A 12766-nucleotide genomic window follows, 5' to 3' on the forward strand; every position below is an offset into this window, starting at 1 on the left:
CCTCGCCTCCTCCTGGCGGCCGCTCACGCGGCGGCCTTCTCGGCGCTCGAAGAAGCGGTGATCCCCTTGGTGGAGGCGATCACGTTCTTCAGCTTCTTGGAGAGCGCCTCATAGAACATGCTGAGCGGAAACTCGTCGGGAAGCACCTCGTCGACGAGTTTGCGCGGCGGCAGCGAGGTGTCCAGGGCGTCCGGACCCTTGGCCCAGCGCGATCCGGGGTGCGGGGCGAGGTACTGGGAAACCAGGTCGTACGCCGCGAACCAGTGGACCAGCTTCGGGCGGTCGATGCCGGCCCGGTAGAGGTCCTCGATCTCGCCGCACAGCTGGTTGGTGACCTGCGGGGCGCGCTCCCAGTCGATCCTGAGCTTGTTGTCGGTCCAGCGGACCACGTCGTGCTTGTGGAGGTAGGCGAAGAGGAGCTGGCCGCCGAGCCCGTCGTAGTTGCGGACGCGCTCACCCGTGACGGGGAAGCGGAACATCCGGTCGAAGAGCACCGCGTACTGCACGTCGCGGCCCTGCGCGACGCCGTCGGCCTCCAGCTTCACGGCCTCCTTGAAGGCGGTGAGGTCACAGCGCAGCTCCTCAAGGCCGTACATCCAGAACGGCTGGCGCTGCTTGATCATGAAGGGGTCGAACGGCAGGTCACCGTGGCTGTGGGTGCGGTCGTGGACCATGTCCCACAGGACGAACGCCTGCTGACAGCGGTCCTGGTCACCGACCATCTCGCGGATGTCGTCGGGCAGTTCGAGCCCGAGGAGGTCCACGGCGGCCTCGGTGACGCGGCGGAACCGGGCCGCCTCGCGGTCGCAGAAGATGCCGCCCCAGGAGAAGCGCTCGGGGGCCTCGCGCACCGCGATGGTCTCGGGGAAGAGGACGGCCGAGTTGGTGTCGTACCCGGCGGTGAAGTCCTCGAAGGTGATGCCGCAGAAGAGCGGGTTGTCGTAGCGCGTGCGCTCGAGGTCGGCCAGCCAGTCGGGCCAGACCATGCGCAGCACGACCGCTTCGAGATTGCGGTCGGGGTTGCCGTTCTGCGTGTACATCGGGAAGACGACCAGGTGCTGCAGGCCGTCCTCGCGATGCGCCGCGGGCTGGAACGCGAGCAGCGAGTCCAGGAAGTCCGGCACCCGGAAATCGTCCTCGGCCCAGCGGCGCAGGTCCGCGCCGAGCGCACGGTGGTACGCGGCGTCGTGCGGGAGCAGCGGGGAGAGCTCCTCGACCGCGGATATCACCCGGTCCACGGCGAGTTCGGCGATGCTCTTCGCCGGGGCGCCGTCCGCCTCGAAGTCGATGGATCCGTCCGCCGACTGCCAGGGCCGGATCTCCTCGACGGCGTCCTTGAGCACCGGCCACGCCGGGTGGTCCACCACCCGCCCGTCAGCGGCAGGAACCGCACCCTCCGTACCCGACCGCTCAAGAATTTCCGTCATGACCCACCTTCCACGGGAGAACCTCGCGTGAGAACACCGTATGCGTGCGAGGTTCTCCGCGACAAGGGGGGTATCGGGAAATTATCCTGTGGCACCCCCTCTTCCGCCGCTGTTTTTCCTGTGGGCTGCTACGGAGTCGATCACTTCTGCCACATCCGCCAGTGCCTCCCCCGCGTCGGGCAGCAGCTCCGGGAAGCCCAGGAAGCCGTGGAACATCCTCGGGCAGTGGGCCAGAGAGACGGCCACACCGGCCGTCCGCAGGCGCTCCGCGTAGTCAAGACCCTCGTCGCGCAGCGGGTCGCAGCCCGCGACGACGAGGTGCGCGGGCGGCAGTCCCGTGAGGTCGGCGGCCCGCAGCGGCGAGGCGAGGGGGTGCGTGCCGTGGCCGCCGGGCCCGAGGTACTGCTGCCAGAACCAGCGCATGTGCGCGGCGGTCAGGAAGTACCCGCGCGCGTTCTCCCGGTACGAGGCGGTGTCCTGGGCGGCGTCCAGTACGGGGTAGAGCAGCACTTGCAGCGCGACGGCGGGGCCGCCCTCGTCCCGCGCCCTGAGCGTCACGGCGGTGGCGAGGCCGCCCCCGCTGCTGTCCCCGGCGGTGACGAGCGCGCCCGGATCGCCGCCGAGCACGGCGCTTTCGCTCGCGGCCCAGCAGAGCGCCGCGTACGCGTCGTCGACGGCCGCCGGGAAGCGGTGTTCGGGCGCGAGGCGGTAGCCGACGGATACCACGGCGGCGCCTGCCCCGGCGGCCAGGCCGCGGGCCGTGGCGTCGTGGGAGTCGAGCCCACAGAGCGTGTAGCCGCCACCGTGGAAGAAGACGACGGTCGGGCGTGGCCCTGCATGCCGATCCGGTTCCGGGAGATAGATCCGGACCGGAATCCCCGGCGCACCCGGCACTCCCGGAACGGTTCGGTCCACAACCGGCCCGACCGCGGGCCGCGCCGTCCCGGACGCAGACGAGGTGGGCGCGGCGGCGAGGATCCGCCGCGCCTCGCCCGCATCGGTGACGGCGCCGCCGAGATCGGGGAAGGCGGCGGCCAGGGCGTCCACGAGGGGGCGGGCGAGGGGGTCGAGACGGTCGGACCCGCCCGGCGCGGCAACCGCCCCGGCAGCCCCCGTGTTCTCCCGTCGCGTCACAGTGCGGCCACTCCCCGGGGGCGGAAGTGGGGGATGACCTTCTCGCCCCACTGCCGCAGGGTCTCCAGGCAGGCCTCCTGCGGGACGGTGCCCATCTGTACGAGGCACATGATCTCGTCGGCCCCGGCGTCGCGCAGGCGTTCCACGTAGGCGATGGCGTCGTCAGCGGTGCCGTACGCGTGGTCGGCGTTGAACGTGGCCGTCGAGGTGGGCCGCACCGGGATGTCGTGCTCGTGCAGCCGCGCGACGACCTGCTCGGCCGCCTTGCGCATCTCGGCCGCCTCGTCGCCGCCCTCGACGACCGCCTCGTCGGGGACGCCCGCGCCGCCGTACCAGTGCCCGATGGACTGCGCGAAGAACCGCTGCCCGCGGATGCCGACGCGCCGCGCGGCCTCCCCGTCGTCGAGCACGATCGTGGGGCAGAGCACGGAGAAGTGGTCGTTGACGACGCTCGACACGAACCGCGCGTCGGTGCGGGCGGCGAGCGCGGCGTCGTACGCCTGCCGCATACCGGCGATCGACTCGGGGCCCGCGAAGCCCATCACGAGGGCGCCGATGCCGAGTTCGGCGGCCTGCGTCAGGGTCTCGGTCCTGCTGCAGGCGAGGAAGAGCGGCGGGTGCGGGGTCTGTGCGGGGCGCGGCAGGATCGGATGGGGACCGATGTCGAGGAGTTCGCCGTGATGTTCCAGCTCCTCCTTCTCCCAGGCCTTGCCGATGATGCGCAGCGCTTCCTCGACCTCCTGCGTCGTACGTTCCCTGTCGACTCCGCACAGCGACGTCTCCTGCGCCGTGCCGCCCCGGCCCGCGCCCAGATCGAGCCGTCCTCCGGAGAGCAGGTCCAGCATGGCCGCGCGTTCGGCGACCCGCGCCGGATGGTTGAAGTTGAACGGCATGCAGACGACGCCGTGCCCGATCCTGATGGTGCTGGTGCGCGCGGCGACCCAGGTCAGGAAGATTTCCGGCGCGCTCATGTGCGCGTACCACTTGAGCGAATGGTGCTCTACCGCCCATATGCGGTCGAATCCCATCTGTTCGGCCAGTACGGCTTGCTCGACGCTGTCGCGGATGAGCTGGTGTTCCCGTTCGACGGTCGGGTCGGCGAGCTGCGCCTCGAAGATGACGGAGAACTTCACGTGCCCTCCAGGGTGTGGCCAGGACATGGCGCCCTCTGTGCCTGCACGGCATGGGCACGGCACGGGCACGGCATGGCCTGTATGCCGATTATTTCGATTAGCCATATGACTAGTCGTCATGTCGTGAACATGCAAGGGCTGCCGCACGGGGGAACATGACATCGGGAACCGGTCGCGTTACGGTCACGGAAGCGTGAAGGGCAGGCCACCGCCCTTCACAGAACGACGAGAACGCCGGAGCAGTCCACCGCCATGGGAGACAGATTGACCTTTCCGTCCGCACCCACGCCAGACGATCAGTCCGCGTCACAGGGGGTGCCGTCGCCCAGGGGCGAGACGGAACTACTCAAGGCTGCCGCCGAGCAGCTGCGCGATCAGGTGTTCGAGCTACAGGTCCAGACGCGTGCGCGCGCGAGGATCGCGCTGGCCGAGGGCATCCTGGTCGAGCGCTACCGGCTCGCGGGCCCGCAGGAGGCGTTCGCGCTGCTGCGCCAGGCCTCTCAGCGGGCCAACATCAAGCTGCACCAACTGGCCTCCGCGGTCGTCCGCACACCCGGCCCGGCGCCGGGCGCCGCGGTGTGGACCGTCGCACGGGCCCAGCAGCCGACGCCGGACTTGCGCTTGCTGCAGGCAGGATCGCTCGACGCGACGAACCAGGGCGAGGTACTCGGCGCCGCGCTGCGCCGTGTCATGTCCCTCACCGATACGGACATGGGGAACGTGCAGCTGGTCGAGGACGACATCCTGCGCATGGCCAATCACGCGGGCCTGCCCCGGCAGTTCACCGACTACTTCGCGTTCGTCGACGGGAACACCGCGTGCTCCCGGGCCGCCGCCGCCAGCCACCAGGTCACCGTCAAGGAGGTGGCCTCATCGGCCGGTTTCGACGACGACACCCGGCGTGTGATCCTCGCCTCAGGCAGCCGCGCCTGCCACAGCATCCCTCTCGTCGACGAGCAGGACACCGTCCGCGGTGTGATCTCCTCCCACCACGCCCGGCCCCTCGTCGGCTTCACCCAGACTCAGCTGCGGGCCCTTGACAGCGCGAGCCGCGCCCTCGGCTCCTGGATCAAGTGGCACCGGCGCACCGTGCTCGTGGACGCGCTACAGGACCTGCACCGGCTGGCCCGTACCGCCCGGCCGTAACGGCCGTAACGACCTTCACGGCCGTAGCGGCCGAGGCGCTCACCCGGCGTCGGCAGAGGTTGTGTCCGCGAAGGCTCCCCCGGCCGTGAAGGCCCGCTCGGCGAACCGCTCCCCCATGCGGCGGTGCGTGGCCGCATCTGGGTGCAGCTGGTCGGGCAGCGGCAGTTCGGCGGCGTCCTCGGCGCCGTAGAGCTCACGGCCGTCGAGGTAGTACAGGTTCGGGTCGTCGGCCGCCCGCTGCTTCACGATGCGGGCCAGCTCGTCGCGGATGACGTTGAGGGTGAGCTTGCCGCTCGCCCGTTCCGCCGGGTCGCCCATGGCCTTGAATACGATCCGCCCCTCGCTGAGGCCGGAGAGATCCGGCGCGCTGGGGCCGGGGGTGTCCTCGTGCACGGGGCACAGAATCGGCGAGACGACCAGGAGCGGGGTATCGGGGTGCCCCTCGCGGACGGTGTCCAGGAAACCGTGCATCGCCGGGGTGAAGGCGCGCAGCCGCATCGCGTCGGCGTTGACCAGATTGATCCCCATCTTGATGCTGATCAGGTCGGCGGGGGTGTCCCGCAGCGCTCGGGCGGTGAACGGGTCGAGCAGGGCGCTACCGGCAAGGCCCAGGTTGATGAGTTCGACGCCGCCGAGCGAGGCCGCGAGCGCGGGCCATGTGGCGCTGGGTCCCGCCGCGTCGGAACCGTGGCTGATCGAACTGCCGTGGTGCAGCCACACCTTGCGGTCCGAGGCCCGCGCGGGCTCCACGGGAGCGTCGGTGCGCAGCACGAAGAGCTCGGTGGTCTCGTTGTGCGGCAGCCAGATCTCGACGTCCTTCAGGCCGTCGGACAGCCGCTCGGTGAAGCGCACGGTGCCGGGTTGCCCGGCGGCGTGCTCGGCCGTCCCCGCGGTCATGTCTACGGTCAGGGTGTTGCCGCCGTGCGCGCTCGCCCGGTCGACCAGGCTCCCGTCGACGAGCAGTTCGTAGACGCCGTCCGGACGCGGCGGCGCGCCCACGTAGACCCGCTTGGTGGGCAGCGTGTCGAGTTCGACGGCGGTGGCACGCGTACGGAAGGCCAGGCGTACGCCGGACGGCTGGGACTCGGCCATGGCCAACTGGCCGTCGTTGTTCTGTTCGCGGGCCCGGGCGGGCAGCCGGTGCGGCAGTACGCCGTGCTCGGTGCGCTCGACGTCGAGGGCGCCGCGCAGCAGCTCCGCGGTGACGGGTGTGATGGTCCAGTGCTGATCGGCATTTACTGCCGCGCTCGCCGTGTTCACCGTGTTCGCCGTGTTCTTTGCCGTGTTCATTGCCTCAACCTGTTGATCAATGTGGATGGTCTCAGTGGCCTGTCGCAGGACAGGCCCTAGGCAGCGGGCTCGGGCCAGTTGCGCAGCAGGGCGTCGAGGGCGTCGATGACGCGCGTCCAGGTCTCCTGCGTGTCGGGCGCGCTGTGGCTGAACCCGCCCCCGAGCTCCAAGCTCACGTAGCCGTGGAAGACGCTCCCGAGCAGGCGGACCGCGTGCGTCTGGTCCGGTTCCGCCAGGTCGTACCCGCGCAGGACCGCCCGCGTCATCTCCGCGTGCCTGCCGCCCGCGCTCGCCGCGGCGGCCTCCGGTGCGAGCCGGAGCTGGGCCGCGGCGTACCGGCCCGGGTGCTCCTGGGCGTAGTCGCGGTAGACGTTCGCGAGGGCGGCCAGGGCGTCCTTGCCGGCCCGTCCGGCGAGCGCGTCGGCGCCGCGGTCGGCGAGTTCGGCCAGGGCCAGCAGGGCGATCCCGGTCTTGAGGTCGTGGGAGTTCTTCACGTGCGAGTAGAGGCTCGCGACCTTGACGTCGAAGTGCCGGGCGAGCGCCGAGACGGTCACCTGGTCGAAGCCGACCTCGTCGGCCAGCTCTGCCCCGGCCCGGACCAGACGTTCGGTGGTCAGCCCTACGCGCACCATGATGCTCTCCTCGTTCGACATGAACGAGTATGCATTTACCTAAACCCTTTAGGCAAGTAGCTATTTCATATAGCCGTTAGCCGTTAGCCGATAGCTGATAGCTGATAGCCGTTCAGGCTTGCTCGATGCGCTTCTCGAACCAGTGATGGGCGTACGGCTCGTCGTTGAAGGCGGGGACTTCCTCGAAGCCGCAGGAGTGGTACAGGCCGATCGCCGCGTCCAGCGCCTTGTTGGTGTCGAGGCGCAGGAGGGTGCGGCCGTGCCGGGCGGCCAGCGTCTCCAGCTCGGCGAGGAAGCGGCGGCCGAGCCCGAGGCCGCGCGCCTCGGGCGAGACCCACATCCTTTTGACCTCGGCCGGGGAGCCGGGCAGCAGCTTGAGGCCGGCGCAGCCGACGGGTTCGCCGTGCACCCTCGCGACCAGGAAGAGGCCGCCCGGCGGCCGCAGTCCGCCCGCGTCGGGCAGCAGGCTCTGGGCGGGGTCGAAGCCGGAGTCGAAGCTCTCCTGGAGTTCGGTGAAGTAGGAGCGCAGGCAGGACTGGGCGTCAGGATGGTCGGGGTCGACGGCGACCAGGGTGACCGTCGCGGCGGTGAGCAGCCGGTCGACCTCGGCCATGGCGGCGACGAGGCGGGTGCGCTGCGCGTCGTTGAGCGGTTGCAGCAGGGAGCCCGCCAGTTCGTCGCTGCGCTCGTCGAGCAGGGCGCGCTCGGCGCGGCCCGCGCCGGTCAGCCGGACCGTGCGGACCCTGCGGTCCTCGGGGTGCGGCTCCACCGCCACCAGGCCGTCGGCCTCCAGGGCGCGCAGCAGGCGGCTCACGTAACCGGAGTCGAGCCCGAGGCGCTCGCGCAGCCTGCGGAGGTCCTGCCCCCGCGCGCCGATCTCCCAGAGCAGCCGTGCCTCACCGATGGGCCGGTCGCGGCCCAGATAGCGGTCGTGGAGCACACCCACGCGCTCGGTGACGGTGCGGTTGAACCGCCGTACCTGATCGATCTGCTCGGCATCCATCCGTCCGGCCCTCATCCCTGCGGCCCTCATCCCTCCGGTCTCCGTTCTCTGACCTTAGTCAGAGAACGGAGACCCGAGCCAGTGGAACACCCGTCGGATCAGACGGATCAGACCACCGTGATGTGGCCGGGGGCGGGCAGGCGCGGGGCCGTGGCGGGCTCGTGGATGTCCGCGAGGGCCATGAAGAGCAGGGCCACGGCGAGGGCGCCGGGGTCCGGGACGCCGAGGGCGTGGTCCCCGACGTAGCTGGCGCGGCCACGCCGGGGGCGCAGCGACGCGGTGGCAAGGGCGCCGCGGATGGCGGCCTGGGCGGCCTCGGTGAGGGGCGCCTCGGTGCCGGCGTCGCGGGCGACGGCCAGGGACTCGGCGGCGGGCTCGAGCGCGTCGACCAGCGTGCAGTCGCCGGGGCTCGCGCCGCCCACCCGGTGGATGGCCGCGTATCCGGCTGCCGCGGCCTCCGCGAGCGCGGCGACCGGCGGGGCCCCGCCGTCCGCAGGTGACGCGGTGGCCAGGTGCTGGAAGAGGAGGCCGAACAGCGGGCCGCTGGTGCCCCCGACGTCGTTGAGGAAGGCGTCGGCGAGGGCGGCCGTGCCGTCCGCGCCGGTCTCGTCGGCCAGCTTCACCGCGCGCCGGACGCCACCGGCGAGGTTGTCGCCGAAGTCGCCGTCACCGACGAGCTGGTCGAGCTTGGTGAGGTTGTCGCGGACCTGCGTGACGGTACGGGCGTAGTGGTCGAGCAGGGCGCGGTCGCCGCCCGTGCGCGGCGCTCGTACGGGAGCGCTCGCCGCGGTCGGCTCGGCGGTCGGCGCGGGCAGGCCCGGGGCGAGCGAGGGGCGCGGCAGGACCAGCGGGGTCCGGGTCGGGGCGGTCCACAGGTCGGCCCATCCCTCGTCGAGCCGGGTAAGGGTGAGGGAGAAGCCGGCCATGTCCAGGGCCGCGGTGAAGGTGCCGGGGACGACCAGTACCGGACGTACGCCGCGGGCGGTGAGTTCGTCGCTGAGCAGCACGGCGATGGCGTTGAGCTCCAGCTCGGTGGTGGCGCCCAGGCCGTTGACGAGGGCGAGCACCTCGTCGGGTCCTTCGGGCAGCGCGTCAAGGAGGTCGTCGGTCATGCGCCGGACGAGATCGCCGATCGCGGGCCGGGCGATGGTGCGGATGCCGCGCTCGCCGTGGATGCCGACGCCGTAGTCGAGAGTGCCCTGGTCCAGCTCGAACGCGGGGCTCAGCGTGGTGGGAGAGGTCTGGGCGCGGGCGGCGACCGCGATGCTGCGGGACCGGGCCACGATCCGCCGCCCCAGGTCGGCGAGCTCCTCCAGCGTCGCTCCCCGGTCGGCGGCGGCACCCAGGAGCTTCTCGACGACGACGGTGGCGGCGGTGCCCCGGCGGCCGGTCGCGCTGTCCGCGCTGTCGGTGGCCAGGTCGTCGTCGACCAGGACCGTGGCGACGGGGATGCCGTCGTGGCGCAGGCGCTCCGCAGCGATCTGGAAGTTGATGACGTCGCCGGTGTAGTTCTTCACGATGTGCAGCACGCCGTCGCTCTTGGCGGCCGCCGCGCTGGCCTCGTAGATCTGCCGGTTGTGCGGGGAGGCGAAGACCGCGCCGGGACAGACGGCGTCCAGGCCGCCCCGGCCCAGGAGCCCGGTGTGCAGGGGCTCGTGCCCGGAGCCGCCGCCGGAGACCAGGCCCACGGTGCGGGCCGGGTCGGCGTCGAGCGCCCGCAGGTAGAGGGGGCTGCTGTTCACCTCGATCAGCCCGGCATGCGCCTGGGCAAGCCCTCGGGCCGCGGTCAGCACGGCGTCGTTCTCCGGAAGGAAGTGGCTCATCGAGTTCTCCGTGGGTGTGTGGTCGGCGTGGCTCGGCGCGGGCGGTGCGGGCCGGGCCCGGACGGCGTAGGCGGGCGACGGGACGTCCGTACGACGGCGGTCCGGCACGGCGGAACGACCGGCCGTCCCTGGCCACCCGGTACTCAGGAGTTCCGCCCGTACCGGGTGGTCGGGCGGCCCACCTTGGCCGCCTGCCGCTGTCCAAGGTCGGCATCCCCGCCTACCGGCACTCCCGCGTTCCGGTCCCCGCGCCCGTATGCGAGGCTGACACCGTGCACCCGCCCGGGCCGCGATCCGGTAAGGGCGCGCGGCACCCTCCGTACGACAACACCATCTTTGCGAGGTCTTTACAGTTGCCGGACGCGCGACGCGAGGATCTGGGGCGGATGCTGCGCGCCTGGCGGATGGCGCGGGACCCCGGTCTGCTGCCGGACCCCGTGCCCTTCCGCGGCCACCGCAGCTACCTCACCCAGCTCGACATGGCCCTGCTGCTCGGCGTCTCCGAACGCTGGTACCGCGCCCTGGAGCGGGGCGAGGACCGCGGGTACGCGCGCGAGATGATCGCCGGGGTCGCCCGCATCCTGGACCTCTCCGCACACCAGGCGAGAGCCCTCTACCGCGGCACCGGCCACCAGCCGCCGCGGCAGCGGGACGCGGCCGCCCGGCCCGACGCCGCACTGCTCGACCTGCTCGACCTGCTGCACCAGCAGCGCCGGGTGAGCTGGATCTGCGACCAGGCCTGGGACGTGGTCGCCGCCAATGCCGTGGCCGCGCGCCACTGCCCCTGGCTGGCCCACCCGGACGCGAACGCCATGACCTGGGCGTTCTCCCCCGAGGCCCGTTACCAGCTGCGCGACTGGGATACGAAGTGGGCCGCCCCGCTCCTCGGACGGCTGCGCTTGGCCTGGCAGCGCTGGCCGGACAACGGGCGCCTTGACGAGGTGGTGCGGACGGTACGGCGCGAGCCGGGCGTCGCCGAGCTGTGGGACCGCACGGCCGACGACCGGGGCGCCGCCGACGACGGGCCGCGCCCGATGTACTTCCCGCTGGTGGCGCCCGACCCCGTCGATGTGCGCATCACCGCCTACGGCCGCTTCGGCGACACGGCGCTGCGCTGGCTGGTCCTCACACCGGTGGACCCGTCCGTCACGTTCCCCTGACGTCGGCGCTCACTCCGGCAGAGCGGCGAGCCAGTCGGTCAGGAGCCGGTTGACCTCGGCGGGTCGTTCCTGCTGGACCCAGTGTCCGCAGCCTTCGAGGACGTGCGAAGAGCGCAGGCCGGGCAGGGTCTCGGGGAACGCCTCGATCGCGTCCGCGAGCCAGGTGGTGGAGGCGTCCAGGGCCCCGCCGACGAAGAGGGAGGGCTGGGTGATCGGGGCGCCCGTGAAGCCGGGGTTGAGGTCCTCCCAGTCCCGGTCCATGGCGCGGTAGCGGCTGAGCGCGCCGGTCAGGCCGGTCCGTTCGAACTCCCCGGCGCAGACGTCGAGATCCCGCTCGCCGAGCCAGCCGGGCAGCCGGTCCGCGGGGAACCGGTCGCGCAGCCGCCCGCCGCGGCTCACGAAGTGCGGGTCGGGCGCGTCAGGACCTGGCATGGTGTCGGCGGAGAGCGCGGCGTAGAAACCGGCGAGCCAGCCCCTGACATCGGGCTCGATCTCGGCCTCGGCACGGCCCGGCTCCTGGAAGTACGAGACGTAGAACTCCTCGTCACCGCCCATCCCCGCGAACACCTCACCGGGCCGCGGGCCGCCCGGCGGCGTGTACGGGACGCTCAGCAGGCCGACCGCGCGGAAGACGTCGGGGCGTACGAGGGCGCAGTGCGCGGCGACGGTCGCGCCCCAGTCGTGCCCGACGATCACCGCCCTCTCCTCGCCGAGCGCGCGCACCACGGCGGCGTTGTCCTCGACGAGGTCGAGCATCCGGTACGCGGCGCTCCCCTGCGGCCTGGACGAGCGGCCGTAGCCGCGCACGTCGACGGCGACCGCGCGGTAGCCGGCCGCTGCCAGGGCCGGCAGTTGGTGGCGCCAGGAGTACCAGGACTCCGGGAAGCCGTGCACGAGCAGGACGAGCGGGCCGGTGCCCTGCTCCACCAGGTGGGTGCGGCCCGCGGGGGATGCGACGAGGCGGTGCGTGGGGTCCGTGACGGGCCTGGCGGGCGTGGTGGTCGTGCCAGGCGTGGCGGTCGTGGTCCGGGGCAGGTTCATGGATCCTCCTGGGGCTTCGACGACTCCGGACACGAGCATCCGGGGCGGGCGGGCACGGAGGCGATGATCTTTGCTGGTCCGGCAAAATCGCGGGCACATCGCGGCGCCGGACCTGGCGTGGGGCCCCGCTACGGAACGATCGAGTCCACGTATCCGCCGTCGACCCGCACGGCCCCGCCCGTCGTGGCGGACGCCAGCGGTGAGCTGAGGTAGACGACCATGTTCGCGATCTCCTCCGGCTCGATGAGCCGCTGGATCAGCGACTGCGGTCGATGCTTGGTCATGAACTCCCGCTGCGCCTCCTCCCAGGGCAGCGCGCGGTCGACCAGCTCGTAGACGAACTCCTCCACGCCGCCGGTGTGCGTCGGCCCCGCGATCACGGAGTTGACGGTGACGCCGGTCCCCGCCGCCTCCTTCGCGAAGCCCCGGGAGACGGCGAGCAGCGCGGTCTTCGACATGCCGTAGTGGATCATCTCGGCGGGCGTGACGAGCGCCGAGTCGCTGGCGATGTTCTGGATCCGCCCCCAGGAGCGGTCCGTCATGCCCGGGAGGTAGTGCCGGATCATCCGCACCGCGGTCAGGACGTTGAGCTCGAAGTAGCGGCGCCACTCGTCGTCGCTGATGTCCAGTGCGGGCTCGGCGCCGAAGACACCGAGGTTGTTGACGAGGATGTCCGCGTGCGGCACGGCGTCGAAGACCTGCCCGGCGCCCTCGTCGGTGGAGATGTCCCCCGGTGCCGCGAGGAACTCGGCACCGCCGCACTCGCCCTCGAGCCGGTCCACCGCGGTGTCCACGGAGCCGCGGGACCGTCCGTTGACCGCTACCCGGGCGCCCGCCCGCGCCAGACCAGCGGCGATCGCCGCGCCGATTCCCTGGGTCGATCCGGTGACGAGGGCGGTCTTGCCGGAAAGGTCGACGAGCACGGGGCGTACCTCCTGGAGGGTCTGCGGAGTTCCTGGTGAGTCGCGGGTTGCGGG

Annotated in this window: 11 protein-coding genes; 2 read left to right on the plus strand and 9 right to left on the minus strand. The window is 71.9% G+C overall.

Annotated features, from left to right (window positions below; all coding sequences use genetic code 11):
- Positions 1-23: 23 nt before the first annotated feature.
- The 3 genes from ABZ953_RS16395 to ABZ953_RS16405 all read right to left on the minus strand — a co-directional run bounded on the left by ABZ953_RS16395 (position 24) and on the right by ABZ953_RS16405 (position 3694).
- Entirely contained in the window at positions 24-1427 is a 1404-nt protein-coding gene (locus tag ABZ953_RS16395) for a DUF6421 family protein (RefSeq protein WP_361723277.1), read from the minus strand.
- Between the two features lie 81 nt (positions 1428-1508).
- The gene (locus ABZ953_RS16400; protein ID WP_361723280.1) at positions 1509-2561 is read right to left on the minus strand and encodes an alpha/beta hydrolase; all 1053 of its coding nucleotides are present in this window, start codon (positions 2559-2561) and stop codon (positions 1509-1511) included.
- A complete protein-coding gene (locus tag ABZ953_RS16405; protein ID WP_361723283.1) occupies positions 2558-3694 on the minus strand; it encodes an LLM class flavin-dependent oxidoreductase in 1137 nt (378 codons plus the stop codon). Before ABZ953_RS16405 ends, ABZ953_RS16400 begins: the two co-directional genes overlap by 4 nt.
- Before the next feature lie 315 nt (positions 3695-4009).
- Between ABZ953_RS16405 and ABZ953_RS16410 the strand changes: the two genes are divergently transcribed.
- Complete coding sequence (locus tag ABZ953_RS16410) at positions 4010-4840, plus strand: ANTAR domain-containing protein (protein ID WP_361723286.1); 831 nt, start codon at positions 4010-4012, stop codon at positions 4838-4840.
- Positions 4841-4879: 39 nt separating this feature from the next.
- On the opposite strand, the gene ABZ953_RS16415 is transcribed toward ABZ953_RS16410, so the two are convergent.
- The 4 genes from ABZ953_RS16415 to ABZ953_RS16430 form a co-directional block, all read right to left on the minus strand.
- Positions 4880-6130: a GDSL-type esterase/lipase family protein gene (locus ABZ953_RS16415; protein WP_361723288.1), complete on the minus strand. Its 1251-nt coding sequence runs from the start codon at positions 6128-6130 to the stop codon at positions 4880-4882.
- Between the two features lie 56 nt (positions 6131-6186).
- Positions 6187-6762, minus strand: a complete 576-nt coding sequence (locus ABZ953_RS16420) for a TetR-like C-terminal domain-containing protein (RefSeq protein WP_361723291.1) — start codon at positions 6760-6762, stop codon at positions 6187-6189.
- Positions 6763-6874: 112 nt separating this feature from the next.
- Positions 6875-7765, minus strand: a complete 891-nt coding sequence (locus tag ABZ953_RS16425) for a bifunctional helix-turn-helix transcriptional regulator/GNAT family N-acetyltransferase (protein WP_361723294.1) — start codon at positions 7763-7765, stop codon at positions 6875-6877.
- A 107-nt stretch (positions 7766-7872) separates the two neighbouring features.
- Positions 7873-9696, minus strand: coding sequence for a dihydroxyacetone kinase subunit DhaK (locus ABZ953_RS16430; RefSeq protein ID WP_361723297.1), 1824 nt, complete (start codon positions 9694-9696; stop codon positions 7873-7875).
- A gap of 245 nt (positions 9697-9941) precedes the next feature.
- Here ABZ953_RS16430 and ABZ953_RS16435 point away from each other — a divergent pair, with 245 nt between their 5' ends.
- Positions 9942-10748 carry an XRE family transcriptional regulator gene (locus tag ABZ953_RS16435; RefSeq protein ID WP_361723300.1) on the plus strand — a complete coding sequence of 269 codons (807 nt, stop codon included), beginning with the start codon at positions 9942-9944 and terminating at the stop codon, positions 10746-10748.
- Between the two features lie 9 nt (positions 10749-10757).
- On the opposite strand, the gene ABZ953_RS16440 is transcribed toward ABZ953_RS16435, so the two are convergent.
- A complete protein-coding gene (locus ABZ953_RS16440) occupies positions 10758-11789 on the minus strand; it encodes an alpha/beta hydrolase (RefSeq protein ID WP_361723303.1) in 1032 nt (343 codons plus the stop codon).
- 128 nt (positions 11790-11917) lie between these two features.
- Positions 11918-12712, minus strand: coding sequence for an SDR family oxidoreductase (locus ABZ953_RS16445; protein WP_361723306.1), 795 nt, complete (start codon positions 12710-12712; stop codon positions 11918-11920).
- Positions 12713-12766: the final 54 nt, after the last annotated feature.

The organism is Streptomyces sp. NPDC046465, assembly GCF_040646035.1.
Classification (GTDB): Bacteria; Actinomycetota; Actinomycetes; order Streptomycetales; family Streptomycetaceae; genus Streptomyces.